Annotated in this window: 18 protein-coding genes; 12 read left to right on the forward strand and 6 right to left on the reverse strand. The window is 70.8% G+C overall.

Annotated elements, in window-relative coordinates; genetic code table 11:
• Nucleotides 1-14 precede the first annotated feature (14 nt).
• From ACEN9J_RS23925 to ACEN9J_RS23945, 5 genes are all read left to right on the forward strand, one after another.
• On the forward strand, nucleotides 15-1622 hold the full coding sequence (locus ACEN9J_RS23925) for a carboxyl transferase domain-containing protein (protein ID WP_057590701.1): 1608 nt from the start codon (nucleotides 15-17) through the stop codon (nucleotides 1620-1622).
• Nucleotides 1623-1635: 13 nt separating this feature from the next.
• A complete protein-coding gene (locus ACEN9J_RS23930) occupies nucleotides 1636-2436 on the forward strand; it encodes an enoyl-CoA hydratase/isomerase family protein (RefSeq protein WP_413762237.1) in 801 nt (266 codons plus the stop codon).
• A gap of 16 nt (nucleotides 2437-2452) precedes the next feature.
• Nucleotides 2453-3124, forward strand: coding sequence for a DUF4126 domain-containing protein (locus ACEN9J_RS23935; protein ID WP_208510927.1), 672 nt, complete (start codon nucleotides 2453-2455; stop codon nucleotides 3122-3124).
• Nucleotides 3117-5117, forward strand: a complete 2001-nt coding sequence (locus ACEN9J_RS23940) for an acetyl/propionyl/methylcrotonyl-CoA carboxylase subunit alpha (protein ID WP_413762238.1) — start codon at nucleotides 3117-3119, stop codon at nucleotides 5115-5117. The genes ACEN9J_RS23935 and ACEN9J_RS23940 overlap by 8 nt, the downstream gene beginning before the upstream one ends.
• Nucleotides 5118-5235: 118 nt before the next feature.
• Nucleotides 5236-6216: a DUF4349 domain-containing protein gene (locus tag ACEN9J_RS23945; protein WP_413762239.1), complete on the forward strand. Its 981-nt coding sequence runs from the start codon at nucleotides 5236-5238 to the stop codon at nucleotides 6214-6216.
• A 46-nt stretch (nucleotides 6217-6262) separates the two neighbouring features.
• Here the strand turns inward: ACEN9J_RS23945 and ACEN9J_RS23950 are convergent, their stop codons facing one another.
• On the reverse strand, nucleotides 6263-6577 hold the full coding sequence (locus ACEN9J_RS23950) for an EthD family reductase (RefSeq protein ID WP_057590706.1): 315 nt from the start codon (nucleotides 6575-6577) through the stop codon (nucleotides 6263-6265).
• Nucleotides 6578-6686: 109 nt separating this feature from the next.
• On the opposite strand from ACEN9J_RS23950, the gene ACEN9J_RS23955 reads away from it, so the two are divergent.
• From ACEN9J_RS23955 to ACEN9J_RS23985, 7 genes are all read left to right on the forward strand, one after another.
• On the forward strand, nucleotides 6687-7076 hold the full coding sequence (locus tag ACEN9J_RS23955; protein WP_057590707.1) for a hypothetical protein: 390 nt from the start codon (nucleotides 6687-6689) through the stop codon (nucleotides 7074-7076).
• 54 nt (nucleotides 7077-7130) lie between these two features.
• A complete protein-coding gene (locus tag ACEN9J_RS23960) occupies nucleotides 7131-8051 on the forward strand; it encodes a 2-hydroxyacid dehydrogenase (RefSeq protein ID WP_413762240.1) in 921 nt (306 codons plus the stop codon).
• Between the two features lie 90 nt (nucleotides 8052-8141).
• Entirely contained in the window at nucleotides 8142-8891 is a 750-nt protein-coding gene (locus ACEN9J_RS23965) for an IclR family transcriptional regulator (protein WP_261211638.1), read from the forward strand.
• The gene (locus ACEN9J_RS23970) at nucleotides 8888-9280 is read left to right on the forward strand and encodes a cupin domain-containing protein (RefSeq protein WP_413762241.1); all 393 of its coding nucleotides are present in this window, start codon (nucleotides 8888-8890) and stop codon (nucleotides 9278-9280) included. Before ACEN9J_RS23965 ends, ACEN9J_RS23970 begins: the two co-directional genes overlap by 4 nt.
• A gap of 25 nt (nucleotides 9281-9305) precedes the next feature.
• Entirely contained in the window at nucleotides 9306-10316 is a 1011-nt protein-coding gene (locus ACEN9J_RS23975) for a Bug family tripartite tricarboxylate transporter substrate binding protein (protein WP_057590711.1), read from the forward strand.
• A complete protein-coding gene (locus tag ACEN9J_RS23980) occupies nucleotides 10313-11548 on the forward strand; it encodes a CaiB/BaiF CoA transferase family protein (RefSeq protein WP_261211634.1) in 1236 nt (411 codons plus the stop codon). Before ACEN9J_RS23975 ends, ACEN9J_RS23980 begins: the two co-directional genes overlap by 4 nt.
• Nucleotides 11545-12804 (forward strand): acyl-CoA dehydrogenase family protein, encoded by a 1260-nt coding sequence (locus ACEN9J_RS23985; RefSeq protein WP_413762242.1) that lies wholly within the window; start codon nucleotides 11545-11547, stop codon nucleotides 12802-12804. Before ACEN9J_RS23980 ends, ACEN9J_RS23985 begins: the two co-directional genes overlap by 4 nt.
• A gap of 2 nt (nucleotides 12805-12806) precedes the next feature.
• On the opposite strand, the gene ACEN9J_RS23990 is transcribed toward ACEN9J_RS23985, so the two are convergent.
• From ACEN9J_RS23990 to ACEN9J_RS24010, 5 genes are read right to left on the reverse strand one after another with little or no spacing between them, the layout of a single operon-like run.
• Nucleotides 12807-13772, reverse strand: a complete 966-nt coding sequence (locus tag ACEN9J_RS23990) for a Bug family tripartite tricarboxylate transporter substrate binding protein (RefSeq protein ID WP_413762243.1) — start codon at nucleotides 13770-13772, stop codon at nucleotides 12807-12809.
• A gap of 57 nt (nucleotides 13773-13829) precedes the next feature.
• Entirely contained in the window at nucleotides 13830-14780 is a 951-nt protein-coding gene (locus ACEN9J_RS23995) for a Bug family tripartite tricarboxylate transporter substrate binding protein (RefSeq protein WP_413762244.1), read from the reverse strand.
• Complete coding sequence (locus tag ACEN9J_RS24000; protein ID WP_413762245.1) at nucleotides 14777-15583, reverse strand: citryl-CoA lyase; 807 nt, start codon at nucleotides 15581-15583, stop codon at nucleotides 14777-14779. Before ACEN9J_RS24000 ends, ACEN9J_RS23995 begins: the two co-directional genes overlap by 4 nt.
• A complete protein-coding gene (locus ACEN9J_RS24005) occupies nucleotides 15580-16494 on the reverse strand; it encodes a dioxygenase (RefSeq protein ID WP_413762246.1) in 915 nt (304 codons plus the stop codon). Before ACEN9J_RS24005 ends, ACEN9J_RS24000 begins: the two co-directional genes overlap by 4 nt.
• Nucleotides 16495-16534: 40 nt before the next feature.
• Nucleotides 16535-17683 carry a CaiB/BaiF CoA transferase family protein gene (locus tag ACEN9J_RS24010; RefSeq protein ID WP_413762247.1) on the reverse strand — a complete coding sequence of 383 codons (1149 nt, stop codon included), beginning with the start codon at nucleotides 17681-17683 and terminating at the stop codon, nucleotides 16535-16537.
• Nucleotides 17684-17761: the final 78 nt, after the last annotated feature.

Below are 17761 nucleotides of genomic sequence, written 5' to 3' on the forward strand. Positions count from 1 at the left end.
ACATTGACTGCACCATGACCCAACTCGAAACCAAACTCAACGCCCGCTCGGCCGACTTCCAGGCCAATGCCGCCGCCATGCGCGCGCTGGTCGACGACCTGCAGTCGCAGTTCGCCGCGGTTGCGCAAGGCGGCGGCGAGGCCGCGCGCGCCAAGCACACGGCGCGCGGCAAGCTGCTGCCGCGCGAACGCGTGGCCGAGCTGCTCGATCCGGGCACGCCCTTCCTCGAGCTGTCGCCGCTGGCCGCGCACGGCATGTACAAGGGCGACGCGCCCGGCGCCGGCATCATCGCGGGCATCGGCCGGGTCAACGGCGTCGACTGCATGGTGGTGTGCAACGACGCCACCGTGAAGGGCGGCACCTACTACCCGATGACGGTGAAGAAACACCTGCGCGCGCAGGAGATCGCCGAGCAGAACCGCCTGCCCTGCATCTACCTGGTCGACTCGGGCGGCGCCAACCTGCCGAACCAGGACGAGGTGTTCCCCGATCGCGAGCACTTCGGCCGCATCTTCTACAACCAGGCCAACATGAGCGCCCAGGGCATCGGCCAGATCGCCGTGGTCATGGGCTCGTGCACCGCGGGCGGCGCCTACGTGCCGGCGATGAGCGACGAATCGATCATCGTGAAGAACCAGGGCACCATCTTCCTGGGCGGCCCGCCGCTGGTGAAGGCGGCCACCGGCGAGGTGGTGACGGCCGAGGACCTGGGCGGCGGCGACGTGCACACGCGGCTGTCGGGCGTGGCCGACCACCTGGCGCAGAACGACCTGCATGCGCTGGCGCTCGCGCGCTCGGCGGTGGCCAACCTCAACGCGAAGGCGGCCGAGGGCCCGGCCAAGGCCGCGGTGCGCGAGCCCGCGTTCCCGCGCGAGGAGCTCTACGGCGTGATCCCCACCGACACGCGCAAGCCCTTCGACGTGCGCGAGATCATCGCGCGCGTGGTCGACGGCAGCGAGTTCCACGAGTTCAAGGCCCGCTTCGGCGCCACCCTGGTCTGCGGCTTCGCCGAGATCGAGGGCATGCCGGTGGGCATCGTCGCCAACAACGGCATCCTGTTCTCCGAATCGGCGCAGAAGGGCGCGCACTTCATCGAGCTGTGCTGCCAGCGCAAGACGCCGCTGGTGTTCCTGCAGAACATCACGGGCTTCATGGTGGGCCGCAAGTACGAGAACGAAGGCATCGCGCGCCACGGCGCCAAGATGGTGACGGCCGTGGCCACCGCCAACGTGCCGAAGTTCACCATCATCATCGGCGGCAGCTTCGGTGCCGGCAACTACGGCATGTGCGGCCGGGCCTACAGCCCGCGCTTCCTCTGGATGTGGCCCAACGCGCGCATCAGCGTGATGGGCGGCGAGCAGGCCGCGAGCGTGCTCGCGACCGTGCGGCGCGACGGCATCGAGGCCAAGGGCGGCCAGTGGAGCGCCGACGAGGAAGAGGCCTTCAAGGCGCCGATCCGCCAGCAGTACGAGGACCAGGGCCATCCCTACTACGCCACCGCGCGGCTGTGGGACGACGGCATCATCGATCCGGCCGACACGCGCCGCGTGCTCGCGCTGGGCCTGGCGGCCGCGCGCAACGCGCCGATCCCCGAGCCGAAGTTCGGCATCTTCCGCATGTGAGGAGGAACGCGGCATGAGCGACTTCACCAAGCTGCAACTCACGATCGACGGCACCGTCGCGCGCATCTGGCTCGACCAGCCCGAGGCACGCAACGCCTTCGACGACGTGGTCATCGCCGAGCTGACGCGGGCCTTCACCGAGGCCGGCGCGGCGGCGCAGGTCAAGGCCATCGTGCTGGGCGCCAACGGCCCGGCCTTCTGCGCCGGCGCCAACCTCAACTGGATGCGCCGCATGGCCGACTACAGCCGCGACGAGAACATCGCCGACGCCGGCAAGCTCGCCGCCATGCTGCGCACCATCGCCGAGTGCCCGAAGCCGACCATCGCGCGCGTGCAGGGCGACGTCTACGCGGGTGGCATGGGGCTGGTCGCGGCCTGCGACATGGCCGTGAGCGTGGACAGCGCCTGGTACTGCCTGAGCGAGGTCAAGATCGGCCTGGTGCCCGCCACCATCAGCCCCTACGTGCTGCGCGCCATGGGCACGCGCGCCTCGCAGCGCTACTTCCTCACGGCCGAGCGCTTCGGCGCCGCCGAGGCGCACCGCATCGGCTTCGTGCACGAGGTGGTGGCGGCCGATGCGCTCGATGCCAAGGTCGACGAGCTGCTGAAGGCGCTGACCGGCGCGAGCCCGGCCGCCGTGCGCGCCTGCAAGCAGCTGGTGGCCGACGTGGCGGGCCGCGAGATCGACGACGCGCTGATCGCGAAGACGGTCGAGGGCATCGCCGACATCCGCGCCAGCGACGAGGGCCGCGAGGGCGTGCAGGCCTTCCTGCAGAAGCGCAAGCCGTCCTGGCTCGCGGGCGCGTCGTCCTGACCGGCTCCTTCATCCCATGACCGCGCTCGACATGCCCCAGCTGCTCGCCCTGGCCGCCGCCATCGGCTGGGCCAGCGGCGTGCGGCTGTACCTGGTGGTGTTGCTCACGGGCCTGGTCGGCTACCTCGGCTGGGTGCCGCTGCCGGGCGGGCTGCAGCTGCTCGCGCACCCGGTGGTGATCGCGGCCAGCGGCTTCATGGTGTTCGTCGAGTTCTTCGCCGACAAGATCCCGGGGCTCGATTCGCTCTGGGACGTGGTCCACACCGCGATCCGCATCCCCGCGGGCGCGGCGCTCGCGGCCAGCGTGTTCGGCGTCGACCATGGCGCGATGGCGCTGGTGGCGGCGCTGCTCGGCGGCGGCTTCGCGGCCACCGCGCATGCGGCCAAGGCCACCACGCGCGCGGCCATCAACACCTCGCCCGAGCCGTTCTCGAACGTGGGCGCCTCGCTGGTGGAGGACACCATGGTGCCCGCGGGCCTGTGGCTGGCCGTGGCGCATCCCTTCGTCTTCCTCGTGCTGTTCGTGCTCGTGCTGGTCGCGAGCGTGTGGCTGATCCGCAAGAGCTGGCGCTTCCTCAGGGCGCTGTTCTCCCGCGTCGCCCGCATCTTCAGCGGCCGGCCCGATCCGGGCGTCGTGCCCGCGTTTCAACTGAAAAAGAATCCTCCGGGAGACTCGTCCAATGTTTAAGAAGATCCTGATTGCGAACCGTGGCGAGATCGCCTGCCGCGTCGCCGCCACCGCGCGCCGCATGGCGATCCGCACGGTCGCCGTGTACTCCGATGCCGACGCGCATGCCAACCACGTGCGCGCCTGCGACGAGTCGGTGCACCTGGGCGGCAGCGCGCCGAAGGACAGCTACCTGCGCTGGGAGAAGATCCTCGAGGCCGCCAAGGCCACGGGCGCCGAGGCGGTGCATCCGGGCTACGGCTTCCTCAGCGAGAACGAGGAGTTCGCGCAGGCCTGCGCCGACGCCGGCCTGGTCTTCATCGGCCCGCCGCCCTCGGCGATCAAGGCCATGGGCCTGAAGGCCGAGTCGAAGCAGCTGATGGAGAAGGCCGGCGTGCCGCTGGTGCCCGGCTACCACGGCCACGACCAGGACCCGGCGCTGCTGCAGCGCGAGGCCGACCGCATCGGCTACCCGGTGCTGATCAAGGCCAGCGCGGGCGGTGGCGGCAAGGGCATGCGCGCGGTCGACAAGGCGGCCGACTTCGAGGCCGCGCTGGCCTCGTGCAAGCGCGAGGCCATCAACAGCTTCGGCGACGACGCGGTGCTGATCGAGAAGTACGTGCAGCGCCCGCGCCACATCGAGATCCAGGTCTTCGGCGACAGCCACGGCAACTACGTCTACCTGTTCGAGCGCGACTGCTCGGTGCAGCGGCGCCACCAGAAGGTGCTCGAGGAAGCGCCCGCGCCCGGCATGACCGAGGCGATGCGCCAGCAGATGGGCGAGGCCGCGGTGGCCGCGGCGCGCGCCGTGGACTACGTGGGCGCGGGCACGGTGGAGTTCATCGTGGAGCAGCGCGACGGCGGGGAGATGAACTTCTTCTTCATGGAGATGAACACCCGCCTGCAGGTCGAACACCCGGTGACCGAAGCCATCACCGGCCTCGACCTCGTCGAATGGCAACTGCGCGTCGCCGCGGGCGGCACGCTGCCCGCGCAGCAGTCCGATCTGCGGATCCACGGCCATGCGATCGAGGCGCGCATCTGCGCCGAGAACCCCGACAACAACTTCCTGCCGGCCACCGGCACCCTGCGCATCTACCGCAAGCCGCAGGCCACGGCCTTCCAGCGCAGCCGCGCGCGCATCGACGACGGCGTGCGCGAGGGCGGCGAGATCTCGCCCTTCTACGACTCGATGATCGCCAAGCTGATCGTGCACGGCGCCACGCGCGACGAGGCGCTCGCGCGGCTCGACGCGGCACTGGCGCAGACCCACATCGTGGGCGTGGCGACCAACGTGCAGTTCCTGCGCGGCGTGCTGGCGACCGAGTCGTTCTCGAAGGCCAACCTCGACACCGCGCTGATCGAGCGCGAGCGCGCCGTGCTGTTCGACCGCGAGACCCTGGGCCTGCCGCTGGCGGCGGCCGCGGCCGTGGCGCGTACCGCGCTCGCGGCGGCGCCGGCCGGCAGCATCGATCCCTTCGCGCGCCGCGACGGCTGGCGCGCGCTCGGCGAGTACACGCGCCGCTTCGACTTCGAATTCCGCGGCGCCGAGCAGAGCGCGCTGCTGACCTACAAGCGCGACGGCAGCCTGTGGCTCGAGGCCGGCGGCGTGGCCGGTCCGCTGGTCGTCGGCCGCCTGCCCACGGGCCAGATCGAGCTCGAGTTCGCGGGCCAGCGCCAGACGCTCGACGTCTATCTCGACGATGCCACGGCCCATGTCTTCGCCGCGGCCGGCGCGACCCGGATCACCGCCATCGACCGCCTCGCCCATGCCGGCGACACGCAGGCCGAGGGCGGTCGCCTCACGGCACCGATGCCGGGCAAGGTCGTGTCCTTCGCGGTCAAGGCCGGCGACAAGGTCAGTCGCGGCCAGCCGCTGGCGGTGATGGAGGCGATGAAGATGGAGCACACCATCGCCGCGCCGGCCGACGGCACGGTCGAGGAGCTGCTGTTCGCGCCGGGCGAGCAGGTGGCCGAGGGGGACGAGCTGCTGCGCATGGCCAAGACGGCCTGAATCCGCGGCCCCGGTCACGGGGCTTGCAAGCTGTTACCAGATGGCGGCGCCGGTTTTAACCCCGGCGCCGCCCACAGGCCGTATCACCGCGATGCCCACTTCTCTTGAAGGATTCTTCATGACGCATCGCCAGCCGCAGCCTTCCTCGTTCTCTCCCTTCCAGCGCCTCGGCGCCCGCCCCCGCATGCTGCTGCTCGCGCTGGCCGCGGCCCTGACGCTCAGCGCCTGCGAGCGGCGCGACGCGGCCGCGGAAGTCGATGCCGCCGTGGCCCGGCCCACGGGCAACTACGCGGCCGGCGGCGCGATGGAGTCCAGGCGCATGCGCATGGCCGAGCCGGCACCGCCCGCGCCCGCCGCGATGTCGCTCGACCAGCAGGCCGGGAAGCAGGTGGGCGAGAGCGCGCCGCTGCAGCGCTACCTCGCGATCCGCCAGGACCTCAACGTCGAGGTCGCGCCCGACCAGCTCGCCGAATCCTGGGGCAAGGTGCGCGACCTCTGCGGCACCCTGCGCTGCGAGCTGCTGTCGTCCTCGCTGCTGCGCGAGACGCCGCAGCAGGCCGGCAATGCCACGCTCGAGATGCGCGTGGAGCCGGCCGACGTCGAGAAGCTGCTGGCCGGCCTCGCGGGCGTGGCGAAGGTGGTGGCGCACAACACCACCAGCGAGGACAAGACCGCCGAGGTGATCGACGTCGAGGCGCGCATCAAGAACCGCACCGAGTTCCGCGACAGCCTGCGCGTCATGCTGCGCGACACCACCACCAAGCGCACCATGGCCGACCTGCTGCAGATCCAGCGCACGCTGGCCGACACCCAGGCCGAGCTCGATGCCTCGGCGACGCAGCGCAAGGTGCTGCAGCAGCAGACCAGCAAGCAGCACATCCAGATCCAGTTCACGACAGTGCGCGCGCTGGTCGGCGGCGGCGAGAGCTACAACCCGATGACGCAGGCCCTGCGCAACGCGGGCCGCGTGCTGGCCGAGAGCGTGGGCAGCCTGATCACTTTCGTGGCGGCGGTGCTGCCGTGGCTGCTGTTGCTGGTGCCCGTGCTGTGGGGCGTGCGCCGGCTGTGGCTGCGCCGGCGCCAGGCCAGGGCCGCCTGAGGCGGCGGCACCGGCACGAGGGAAGCGAGGGTGCGTGGGTGGCCGTTCAGCCGACCACGACCTCGCTGATCTGCATCACCGGCGCGATGTCGGTGTAGTTCCTCACATCGCCGAGGATCTCCTTGGCATGCGGGCCGAAGGCACCCTGGAAGGCCTCGACGGAATCGCAGAACACGTGGCACATGCCGACGTAGGTGGGCTTGGCGCCGGGCGCGCCGCCGGCCAGGCCCTTGTCGATGGTGTAGGACTTGCAGGCATCGCCCATGCGCGCCTTCAGCAGGGGCATGTGCTTGTCGCGGTAGTAGTCGTGGTCGAAGCGGGCGCCTTCGGTGTAGGGGTACATCACACTGACTTTGATCATGGGTAGGGTCTCCGGATTGAACGATCGAGCATAGGAGATGGCGCATGGGCACACAAGGCGTGGGCTGTCGCCATCGGTACGACCCCTGGACCCACCGAGTGACGCAACCATGACACCCGAACTGCAAGCCCTGAAGGACAAGACCCTCGCGAGCATGGTCGACTACATGCGCAACGACGAGGAGGACCCGGACCACGATCCCGAATTCGATCCCGGCTACACGCAGGCCGAGGTCGACCGCTGCGCCGAGATCGTCGACGAGTACCTCGCGACGCTGACGGCGATCGACGAGGCCTCGGAGGCGAAGCGCGACGCCGCGATCCTCGCGGCCGTCGAGCGCGTGGTGCTGCAGCTCAACCGCCTCAACGAGGACAGCGAGGGCAGCCTGATCGAGACTGACCAGCGCGAGGACCTGTGCGAGCTGATCATCGCGGCCGCGAGCCATGCGGGCCTGGAGACCGAGGGCGAGGACATCACCGAGGAATGGCGCGAGTGGTGACGCGGGCCGCCTCGGCGACGGCGACGTTCGCCGTGCGCGCCTAAGATTCGTTCCATGCGAATCACCGTCTACCTCACCGACAACCGTCCCGACCCCTGGATCGAAGGCCTGAAGGCCGAACTGCCCGACGCCGAGATCGAAGCCTGGCGCCCCGGCGCGCCGCAGGCCGACCATGCGGTCGTGTGGGCGCCGCCGCAGCAGTTCATCGACGAGCAGCCCGCGCTGCGCGGCATCTTCAACATCGGTGCCGGCGTCGACGCGCTGCTCAAGCTCCGCATTCCAACCAGCACGCGCATCGTGCGGCTCGACGACGCGGGCATGTCTGTGCAGATGGCCGAGTACGTGTGCCACACGCTGATCCGCCACTTCCGCGAGTTCGATGCCTACGAGGCCGATGCGCGCGAAGGCAAGTGGAGCTACCGCCGGCCCAAGGCGCGCAGCGACTTCCCGGTCGGCATCATGGGCCTGGGCGTGCTCGGCGAACGGGTCGCGAAGGCGGTCGCGCAGTTCGAGTTCCCGGTGCTGGGCTGGAGCCGCTCGCCCAAGCAGATCGAGGGCGTGCGCGTGTTCAGCGGCGAGGCGCAGTTCGACGAGTTCCTGTCGTCCACGCGCGTGCTGGTCAACCTGCTGCCGCTGACCGAGGCCACGCGCGGCATCCTCAACCGCGAGACGCTCGGCAAGCTGCGGCCCGAGGGTTACCTGATCAGCATCGCGCGCGGCGCGCACCTGGTCGAGGACGACCTCATTCCATTGATCGACGGCGGCCAGCTCGCGGGCGCCACGCTCGACGTGTTCCAGGTCGAGCCGCTGCCGGCCGACCATGCCTTCTGGCGTCATCCAAGAATCGTCGTGACGCCGCACGGCTCGGCGCGCACGCTGCGCGAGGAGTCGATCGCGCAGATCGCCGGGAAGATCCGCGCGATGGAGCAGGGGCTGCCGATCGCGGGCGTGGTCGACCCGGTGCGCGGCTACTGAGCCAACGCATCCTTCCGTCGCCCGCCGGAATGCACCGCGGGCAGGGGAAACCCTGGGGCAATAATTTTTCACAAGCATGAAAATATTTTCATGACTGTGAAAACTGCCTTCCGGGTGATCGAGATCGTCGAGCTCTTCGCCCGCGAGAAGCAGCCGCTCGCGCTCTCGGAGATGGCGCGCCTGCTCGACATGCCGGTGTCGAGCTGCCTGGGCCTGATCCGCACGCTCGAGGAGCAGGGCTACATGTACGAGACCGGCCGGCGCCAGGGCTACTACCCGACCGGCCGGCTGCTCGCGATGGCGCAGGTCATCGCGGCGCACGATCCGGTGCTCGACCGCGTGAAGGCCACGCTCGAGGAACTGCGCGACGCGGCGCGCGAGACGGTGGTGTTCGGCAAGTTCCGCGACGCGGGCCAGGTGGTCTACCTCGAGGTGCTGAGCGCGCCGCAGAGCATCCGCTACACGGCCGAGTCGGGCGAGACGCGCCCGGCCTACGCCAACTCCATCGGCCGCGCGCTGCTGTCCACGCTGGCGCCCGACGCGCGCCGCCTGCTGCTCGAGGGCATGGCGCTGGTACCGCTGACCGAGGCCACGCTGACCACGGTCGAGGCGATCGAGGCCGAGCTGCAGCGCTCGGCCACGCGCGGCTGGTACGGCAACCTCGGCGAGAGCATTCCCGACCTGATCGGCCTGGCCTGGCCGCTGCGCATCGGCGGCGAGGCCTATGCGATCTCGGTCGCCGGCCCGCGCTACCGCATGGAGGCGCGCATCGAGGAGATCGCCGCGATGCTGCGCTCGGCCTGCCTCGCGATCGAACCCAAGACGGAGAACCCCCGATGACGACCGCCGCCGCCCCCCGCTATTTCGTGCGCGAAGCCGAGATCGAGGGCTACCACCCCGCCAACCACACGGGCACGCTCAACAAGCGGCTGATCGGCCCCGAGACCGTGGGCGCGAAGCAGCTCGAGGTGCTGGTGGGCCGCATCCAGAAGGGCAAGGGCGCGCTGCCGCATGCGCACCCGGGCATCGAGCAGGTCTGCTACCTGCTCGAAGGCCGCGCGGTGGCCGAGGTCGGCGGCCAGCGGCAGGAGCTGCACCCGGGCGACAGCTGTTTCTTTCCGGCCGACGCGATGCACACCTTCACGGTGGTGAGCGACGAGCCGGTGCGCGTGCTGGTGATCTACAGCCCGCCCTACGAGGAATCGCCGGAGCGCGTGATCCGGCCCTGACCACAACCACCCGGAGACAACCACCATGCAGACGAAGAACGCGACAGAACCGGTCGCGGTGGCGCAGCGCCGCCGTTTCATTGCCATCGGCGCCGCCGCCGGCCTCGTGGGCGCCGCGCCCTGGGCCTTCGCGCAGGACGGCTATCCGAAGCAGCCGATCAAGATGATCGTGCCCTTCGCGGCCGGCAGCGGCACCGACGCGGTGGCACGCATCACGGCGCAGATGCTCGGCGAGGCGCTCAAGGGCTCGGTGATCGTCGACAACCGCGCGGGCGCCAACGGCGTGATCGCGGCCGAGCTCGTGGCCAAGGCGCCGCCCGACGGCTACACGCTGTTCATGACCACCAACACCACGCACTCGGCCAACCCGAGCCTGATGAAGTCGCTGCCCTACGACCCGGTGAAGGACTTCGCGCCCGTGAGCCGCATGGGCAACCTGCCGTTCATGCTGGTGGTCAACAACGAGCTGCCCGTGAAGAACGTGGCCGAGCTGCTGGCCTGGGGCCGCGCGCATCCGGGCAAGCTCAGCTACGCGAGCGGCAACAGCACCGGCATCGTGAGCGGCGCCACGCTCTCGCGCATGAGCGGCGTGCCGATGCTGCACGTGCCCTACAAGAGCACGCCGCCGGCCATCGCCGACCTGATCGGCGGGCAGGTGTCGATGATGGTGGTCGACCTCGCGGCCGGCCTGGCGACGGTGAAGGCCGGCAAGATGCGCGCGATCGCGGTCACCACGCAGGAGCGCACCCAGCTCTTTCCCGAGCTGCCGCCGCTGGCCGACACGCCCGAGCTCAAGGGCTTCGACATCACCTCTTGGAACGGCGTGTTCGCGCCGGCCGGCACGCCGCGCGACGTGGTGCAGAAGCTCAACAAGGTGCTCGCGGCGATGGCCAACGGCGCGGCCTTCCGCGAGCGCGTGAGCAAGCTGGGCTTCGATGCCTTCGGCAGCACGCCCGAGGAACTGGGCGCGTTCACGGTGGCGGAGCTCGCGAAGTGGAAGAAGCTGATCCAGGCCGCGGGGATCCAGCCCGAATGAGCGAAGCGTCCGCCGCCACCGGCCCGCTGCAGGGCATCCGCATCCTCGACCTCACGGCCGTGGTGATGGGGCCCTACGCCACGCAGACCCTCGGCGACCTCGGCGCCGACGTGATCAAGGTCGAGCCGCCCGGCGGCGACAACCTGCGCGCCGTCGGCCCGATGCGCCATGCGGGCATGGGCGCGATGGCGCTGCACCTCAACCGCAACAAGCGCTCGATCGTGCTCGACCTCAAGCAGCCCGAGGGCCGCGAGGCCTGCCTGCGGCTCGCGGCCGGCTGCGACGCGCTGATCTACAACACGCGGCCGCAGGCGATGGCGCGGCTCGGCCTGGGCTACGAGGCGGTGGCCGCGGTCAACCCGAAGATCGTCTACCTCGGCGCCTTCGGCTATGGAGAAGACGGCCCCTATGCCGGCAAGCCCGCCTACGACGACCTGATCCAGGGCGCGGCCGGCGTGGCCTCGCTGTTCGCGCAGCAAAGCGGCGGCGAGCCGCGCTACGCGCCCGTGACCCTGGCCGACCGCGCGGTGGGCCTGCAGGCCGCGATCGCGTTGCTCGCGGCGGTGCTGCATGCGCAGCGCACGGGGCGCGGCCAGGCGGTCGAGGTGCCGATGTTCGAGGCGCTGTCGCAGTTCGTGATGGGCGACCACCTCGGCGGCCACAGCTTCGAGCCGCCGCTGGGCCCCACCGGCTACGCGCGTCTGCTGGCCGCGCACCGCAAGCCCTACGCCACGGCCGACGGCCACCTCGGCGTGCTGATCTACAACGACAAGCACTGGCAGGCCTTCTTCGCGCTGATCGGCCGGCCCGAGCTGCGCGACTCGCCGATGTTCGGCACCCACACCGCGCGCGCCGCGAACATCGGCGCGGTCTATGCGTTCGTGGCCGAGGTGATGGCCACGCGCGGCAGCGAGGAATGGATCGCGCTGCTCGAGGCGGCCGACATCCCGGTCGCGCGGCTGCACAGCACCGAGAGCCTGCTCGACGATCCGCACCTGCGCGCCGTCGGCTTCTTCCCCGAACTCGACCATCCGAGCGAGGGCCGCATCCGCACGCTCGCGCCGGTCGGCCGCTACGGCGCCACGCCGGCCTCGATCCGCCGCCCGGCGCCGCGCATCGGCGAGCAGAGCGTGGAGCTGCTGCGCGAGGCCGGCTATGCCGAGGACGCGATCGCCGGGCTGCTCGCGCGCGGCGTCACCCTGCAACCGGATCCCGCGAAGGACAGCGAATGAACTTCTCCCTCAATGACGACCAGCGCTCGCTGGTCGCGGCCATCGAACGGCTGTGCGAAGACTTCCCCGCCGAGTACTGGCGCGAGCACGACGACCGCGCCGAGTTTCCGCACGAATTCCACCGCGCCGTGGCCGACAGTGGTTGGCTCGGCATCGCCATGCCCGAGGCGCAGGGCGGCGCGGGCCTGGGCATCACCGAGGCGGCGCTGATGATGCGCGCCATCAGTGCCTCGGGCGCGGGCATGTCGGGCGCGTCGTCGGTGCACATGAACATCTTCGGCCTCAATCCGGTGGTGGTGTTCGGCAGCGAGGCGCAGCGCCAGCGCTTCCTGCCGCCGCTGATCGCGGGCCGCGAGAAGGCCTGCTTCGCCGTGACCGAGCCCGACGCGGGGCTCGACACCACGCGGCTGAAGACGCAGGCGCTGCGCCAGCCCGACGGCGGCTACCGGCTGCACGGCCGCAAGATCTGGATCTCGACCGCGCAGGTGGCCGACCGCATGCTGATCCTCGCGCGCACCACGCCGCTCGAGCAGGTGAAGAAGCCCACGCAGGGCCTCACGCTGTTCTACACCGCGCTCGACCGCGGCAAGGTCGAGGTGCGCGAGATCCACAAGCTCGAGCAGGTGAAGAAGCCCACGCAGGGCCTCACGCTGTTCTACACCGCGCTCGACCGCGGCAAGGTCGAGGTGCGCGAGATCCACAAGCTGGGCCGCGCGGCGGTCGACTCGAACATGCTGTTCATCGACGGGCTCGAGGTGCCGCAGGAGGACCGCATCGGCGAGGAGGGCCGCGGCTTCGAGTACATCCTGCACGGGCTCAACCCCGAGCGCATCCTGATCGCGGCGGAAGCCATCGGCATCGGCCGCGCGGCATTGCGCATCGCCTCGCAGTACGCGCAGGAGCGCGTGGTGTTCGGCCGGCCGATCGGCCAGAACCAGGGCGTGGCGCATCCGCTCGCGCGCGCCTGGGCCAACCTCGAGGCGGCCGACCTGATGATGCTCAAGGCCGCCACGCTCTACGACGCGGGCGAGCCCTGCGGCATCGAGGCCAATGCCGCCAAGTACCTCGCGGCCGAGGCCGCGCACGACGCCTGCCAGAACGCGGTGCTCACGCTCGGCGGCATGGGCTACGCGAAGGAATACCACGTCGAGCGGCTGCTGCGCGAGAGCTACATCCCGCGCATCGCGCCCGTGAGCCCGCAGATGATCCTGAACTTCATCGCCGAGAAGGCGCTCGGGCTGCCGAAGTCCTACTGAGCTCAGTCGACGCGGATGTTCTTCGCCTTCACGATGCGGCTGTAGATCTCCGCGTCGCGCCGCAGCGCCGCGGCCATCTCGGCCTGCGTGAGGCCCAGCGGCTCGCTGTTGAGCTCGCGGATGCGCTTCGCCAGATCGGGGTCCTTGCTGGCCTCGATCATCACGGCGTTGAAGCGCTGCTGGATCGCCGCCGGCGTCGCGGCCGGCGCCCACAGGCCGTGCCACGAGGTCATCGTGAGGCCCGGCACCACCTCGGCGAGCGTGGGCACCTCGGGCATGGCCGGATGCCGGCTCGGGCCCGAATAGGCCAGCGCCTGCACGCGGCCGCTGCTGATCAGCGGATAGCCGGTGGCGATCGGCTCCATCACCGTGTCGACCTGGCCGCCGATCACGTCGGCCACCGGGCTCGCTCGGTAGGGCACGTGCAGCATGTCGGTGCCGGTCTCGTCCTTGAGCCATTCCACGATCAGGTGCGAGGGACTGCCCGCGCCGTAGGAGGCATGCGAGATCGAGCCCGGCTTCGCCTTCGCGGCGGCCAGCAGTTCCTTGATCGACTTCGCGGGCAGCTTCGGGCTCGCGATCAGCACCAGCCCCTGCCGCATCGTGGTGGCGACCGGCACCAGGTCCTTCTGCGGATCGAAGGGCAGCCTGGCGTAGATGTAGGGATTGATCGTGAACGCGGTCGAGAGGTTGTAGAGGAAGGTGTAGCCGTCGGGCGGCGCCTTGGCCACGGTGTCGGAGGCGAGGTTGCCGGCCGTGCCCGGCTTGTTGTCGATGACCACCGGCACGCCGAGCTGCTTGCCCATGTAGTCGCCGTAGAGCCGCGCGAAGATGTCCGGCGGCGTGCCGGGCGCGAAGCCCACCACGATGCGGATCGGCTTGCCGGGCCAGGCCGCGCCCTGGGCCAGTGCGAGGCTGCAGGCCAGGGCAAGGAAAAGGCCGGCCAGCCATTGGAATCGGGTACGCATGTCTGTCTCCTGTCGCGGGAGGTCCCGCTTTTTTTATCGAACTTCCTGTCGGACCGATCAATCGACCTGAGCGCCCGAGCGCTGCACCGCCTCGCCCCACTTGGCGATCTCGGTGCGCGCGAAGGCGTCGAGCTGGTCGGCATTCATCTCGGCCTGCTCGATGCCCTGCTGCGCGAGCTTCTCGCGCACCTCGGGCTGGGCCAGCACCTGGCGCGTGGCCTCGCGCAGCCGGTCGCGCTGCGCGGCGGGCATGCCGGCGGGCGCGTACAACATGAACCAGGCGACGAGGTCGAAGTCCTTCACGCCCTGTTCCATCAGCGTGGGCACCTCGGGCGCGGCGGCGCTGCGCTTCGCGCCCGAGGCGCCGATCGCGCGCAGCTTGCCCGCGCGCACCTGCGGCAGCACCGCGGCCGGGTGATAGAACATGAACTGCACGTTGCCGGCCATCAGCTCGGTCATGGCCTGCGCGCCGTCGCGGTAGGGCACGTGCATGAAGCTCTTGCCGAGCCGCACGTTGAGCAGCTCGCCGGCCAGGTGGCCCGAGGTGCCGTTGCCGGCCGAGGCGAAGTTCACGTTGCCGCTCGCGTTGCCCAGGTCGGCCACGCGCTTCCACGGCGAGCCGGCGGGCACCACCAGCAGCGTGGGCGTGGCGCCGATGAAGCCCAGCGGCACGAAGTCGCGCAGCGGCTGGTAGCTCAGCCGCTTGTAGAGCGAGGGGTTGATGGCGTGCGTGCCGACCGTGCCCAGCAGCAGGGCCTGGCCGTCGGCGCCGGCGCGCGCGACCTGCTCGCTGCCGATGGAGCCGCCCGCGCCGGGCTTGTTCTCGACGATCGCGCCGGTGCCGAGCTGGCGGCCCAGCGCATCGGCCAGGATGCGGCCGACGATGTCGGTCGAGGTGCCGGCACCGAAGGGCACGACGATCTTCAGCGGCCGCGCGGCGCCCGGCGCCTGCGCGAGCGCCGCGCCCGTGGCCAGCAGCGCGCCGGCCAGCAGCAGGCGGCGCTTCATGCCGCGCTCCCGAAGCCGGCGGGCAGCTCGCCCTCGTACTGCAGCTCGCGCGTGGCCTGGTAGGACAGCGCGAAGCCGCTCGGCGTCTCGGCCTCCTCGGCCAGGTGCGCGATCAGTCCCGCGGTGCGCGCGAGGATCGGCACGCCGCGCAGCGAGGCCACCGGGAAGCCCACGCCCAGCAGCACGGCCGGGATCGCGGCCGAGACGTTCATGCGCAGCTCGCGGCCCACGATGGCGGGGATGGCGCGTTCGAGCGCCTGCGCGATCTGCACGTAGCGCAGGTCGGCGCCGGCCTCGGTCGCGACCTCGATCAGCCGGTCCACGCGCGGATCGTTGGCCTTGTGCAGCGGATGGCCGTAGCCGGGGATGGCCTGGCGGCCTTCCTTCAGCGCGCGGATGGTGTCGGCGGCCACGGCGTCGAGCGACTCGCCCGCGTCGATGCGCGCCGCCACGCCGGCGAACAGCCGGCCCGCGGTCTCCGAGGCGCCGAGGATCACCGAGCCGCAGCCCAGGATGCCCGCGGCCACCGCGCCCTGCAGCGCATCGGGCGCGGCCGCGAAGGTCATGCGGCTGGCCTGCACGCTGGGCACCAGGCCGTGCTCGGCGATCGCCACCAGCGTGGCGTCGAGCACCGCGCTGCAGGCGGCATCGGGACGACGGCCGGTGAGCAGCAGGAAGAAGTAGTCCGAGAACGAGACGCGGCCGATCAGGTCGCGGCAGAGGTCCTGGCCGCGCACGACGATGGTGTGTTCGTCCGAGGTGCAGATGGCGGTGCGCGGGACGGTGGATTTGCCGATTTTCATGGGAGGGCGTTCGCGGTGGCGGGTTGCAGATGGAAGTCGTAGTGCGCGGACCAGTACGGCTGCTCGAGCGCGCGGCCGTCGGGCGCGCGGCCCGGCGCATGGGCCTCGAAGTCGACGACGAGGCTGGGCCGCACGCCGAACACCGCGTCGGAGTCGATGTAGGGGCTGCCCGCGACGAACAGGTGCGTGGTCACCGGCACGTGGCCCTCGGCCGCCACCTTCATGTGGATGTGGCCGGGCCGGTTTGGATGGCGGCCCATGCCGTCGAGCATGCGGCCGACCGGGCCGTCGACCGGCACCGGGTAGTACGAGGGCTTGATCGACCAGAACCAGTAGCGGCCCTCGGCGTCGGTGCGGATGCGCGCGCGCGCCGCCATGCCCGCGCCCTCGACCTGCATGTCGTAGACGCCCTCGCCGTCGCCCGACCAGATGTCGAGCAGCGCGTTCGCGAGCGGCTCGCCGCGCGTGTCGCTCACGCGGCCGCTGTAGAAGGCCGGCTCGCCGCGCACGCCCGGCGCGATGTCGGCGCCCAGCGGCAGCTCGGGCGCGCCGTCCCAGTAGTAGGGGCCCTGCACGGTGGCCTCGGTGGTCTCGGTCGCGGGCAGCGCCTCGCCGTTCCTGCCGGCGCGCGCGGCGGCGCGCAGTTGATCGAGCATCACCACCATCATCGAGGCGCCCAGCGTGTCCGACAGCAGGATGAACTCCTGGCGCTTGTCGTCGCAGGCCTGGCCGACGGCGGTCAGGAACTCGATGCCGGCCATCCATTCGTCGGGCTGCAGGTCGACCTCGCGGATGAAGGCGTGCAGGTGCTCGATCAGCGACTGCATGATGCGCGCGAAGCGCGGGTCGGCCGCGCCGTCCAGGCGCTGCAGCGCGGCCCGGGTCAGTTCGTCGGCGTTCGATGGGGTCATGGGGCTTGTCTCCGTTCTTTTCTTCTGGGGTGGGAATGCGTCAGCGCTGTTGCAGGCGCCGGCGTATGGGTTCGACGATCGCCGCGTTGTCGGCGCCCAGCACCGGCGGCGCCGTGACCTCGAGCGCGCGCGCGCCGTCGAAGCTCACGGGCGAGCGGATGGTGCGCCAGTCGCCGCCCTCGGGATGGGGCGCGCTGACCTCGAGCTGCAGGTGGCGCGCCTGCGGGTCCTCCATGGCCTCGCGCGTGTCGTACATGGGCGCATGCGGCACGTCCTCGGCCTCGAGCCGCGCGCACCAGTCGGCGCGCGTGCGTGCGCGGAACAGGCCGTCGAGCAGCGCGATCAGGTCGTTCTGGTGCGCGATGCGGCCCTCGCGCGTGGCGAAGCGCGCGTCCTGGAACAGCTCGGGCCGCTCGATCGCGTTGGCCAGGCCCTGCCAGAACTTCTCGGGCGAGGACATGTGCAGCGCGATCCACAGGCCGTCGGCGCACTCGAGCACGTACGACTGCGAGACGCTGGGCCGGCTGAACGGACCCATGATCTCGTTCTCGGAGAAGTAGTGCGTGAAGGCGTCGAGGTTGAAGTGGCACATGGCCTCGAGCATCGAGACCTCGACCTTGCGGCCCTGGCCGGTGCGCCCGCGCTCGACCAGCGCGCCGAGCACGCCGTAGGCCGCGTAGAAGCCGGTCATCGCGTCGGCCACGGCCGGGCCCACCACGCGCGGATTGGCCGGGTTCACCAGCAGCTTGAGGAAGGCGCTGGCCGCCTGCGCCACCGTGTCGTAGGCCGGGCGCGCCGCGGCCGGGCCGGTCTGGCCGAAGCCGCTGATGGCGCAGTAGATCAGCCGCGGATTGAGTTCGCGCAGCCGCGTCTCGCCCGCGCCCAGCCGCTCGGCCGCGCCGGGGCGGAAGTTCTGGATGTAGACGTCCGAGTCCTTCACCAGCTCGTCGAACACCGCCGCGTCCTCGGCCAGCTTGGGGTTGAGCGTGACGCTGCGCTTGTTGCGGTTGTAGGTCTGGAAGTGCGGGCTGTAGAGCCCGCCGCGGAACGAACGGAACGGATCGCCGCTGCCGGGCTGTTCCACCTTGACCACCTCGGCGCCGAGGTCGGCCAGGAACATGCCGGCGGCCGGCCCCGTGATGAACGTGCCTTGCTCCAGCACCTTGATGCCGCTGAGGACCTTGTGCACTCGTGTGTCTCCTGCTGTCGTGTCATGCCCTCGCGGGATGGGAGCGAACTCTATGCAGGCGGTCCGGTTTTTAACAAT

The organism is Variovorax sp. Varisp41, from assembly GCF_047325085.1.
Taxonomy (GTDB): domain Bacteria; phylum Pseudomonadota; class Gammaproteobacteria; order Burkholderiales; family Burkholderiaceae_C; genus Variovorax.

What these genes read in the sequence shown, in the direction of transcription:
- ACEN9J_RS23990 (WP_413762243.1), bottom strand. Translation starts at nt 13,772, where the DNA reads ATGCGTACCCGATTCCAATGGCTGGCCGGCCTTTTCCTTGCCCTGGCC.
- ACEN9J_RS23960 (WP_413762240.1), top strand. Translation starts at nt 7,131, where the DNA reads ATGCGAATCACCGTCTACCTCACCGACAACCGTCCCGACCCCTGGATC.
- ACEN9J_RS23995 (WP_413762244.1), bottom strand. Translation starts at nt 14,780, where the DNA reads ATGAAGCGCCGCCTGCTGCTGGCCGGCGCGCTGCTGGCCACGGGCGCG.
- ACEN9J_RS23955 (WP_057590707.1), top strand. Translation starts at nt 6,687, where the DNA reads ATGACACCCGAACTGCAAGCCCTGAAGGACAAGACCCTCGCGAGCATG.
- ACEN9J_RS24000 (WP_413762245.1), bottom strand. Translation starts at nt 15,583, where the DNA reads ATGAAAATCGGCAAATCCACCGTCCCGCGCACCGCCATCTGCACCTCG.
- ACEN9J_RS23975 (WP_057590711.1), top strand. Translation starts at nt 9,306, where the DNA reads ATGCAGACGAAGAACGCGACAGAACCGGTCGCGGTGGCGCAGCGCCGC.
- ACEN9J_RS23965 (WP_261211638.1), top strand. Translation starts at nt 8,142, where the DNA reads ATGACTGTGAAAACTGCCTTCCGGGTGATCGAGATCGTCGAGCTCTTC.
- ACEN9J_RS23930 (WP_413762237.1), top strand. Translation starts at nt 1,636, where the DNA reads ATGAGCGACTTCACCAAGCTGCAACTCACGATCGACGGCACCGTCGCG.
- ACEN9J_RS23980 (WP_261211634.1), top strand. Translation starts at nt 10,313, where the DNA reads ATGAGCGAAGCGTCCGCCGCCACCGGCCCGCTGCAGGGCATCCGCATC.
- ACEN9J_RS23940 (WP_413762238.1), top strand. Translation starts at nt 3,117, where the DNA reads ATGTTTAAGAAGATCCTGATTGCGAACCGTGGCGAGATCGCCTGCCGC.
- ACEN9J_RS23985 (WP_413762242.1), top strand. Translation starts at nt 11,545, where the DNA reads ATGAACTTCTCCCTCAATGACGACCAGCGCTCGCTGGTCGCGGCCATC.
- ACEN9J_RS23950 (WP_057590706.1), bottom strand. Translation starts at nt 6,577, where the DNA reads ATGATCAAAGTCAGTGTGATGTACCCCTACACCGAAGGCGCCCGCTTC.
- ACEN9J_RS23945 (WP_413762239.1), top strand. Translation starts at nt 5,236, where the DNA reads ATGACGCATCGCCAGCCGCAGCCTTCCTCGTTCTCTCCCTTCCAGCGC.
- ACEN9J_RS23970 (WP_413762241.1), top strand. Translation starts at nt 8,888, where the DNA reads ATGACGACCGCCGCCGCCCCCCGCTATTTCGTGCGCGAAGCCGAGATC.
- ACEN9J_RS23935 (WP_208510927.1), top strand. Translation starts at nt 2,453, where the DNA reads ATGACCGCGCTCGACATGCCCCAGCTGCTCGCCCTGGCCGCCGCCATC.
- ACEN9J_RS24005 (WP_413762246.1), bottom strand. Translation starts at nt 16,494, where the DNA reads ATGACCCCATCGAACGCCGACGAACTGACCCGGGCCGCGCTGCAGCGC.
- ACEN9J_RS23925 (WP_057590701.1), top strand. Translation starts at nt 15, where the DNA reads ATGACCCAACTCGAAACCAAACTCAACGCCCGCTCGGCCGACTTCCAG.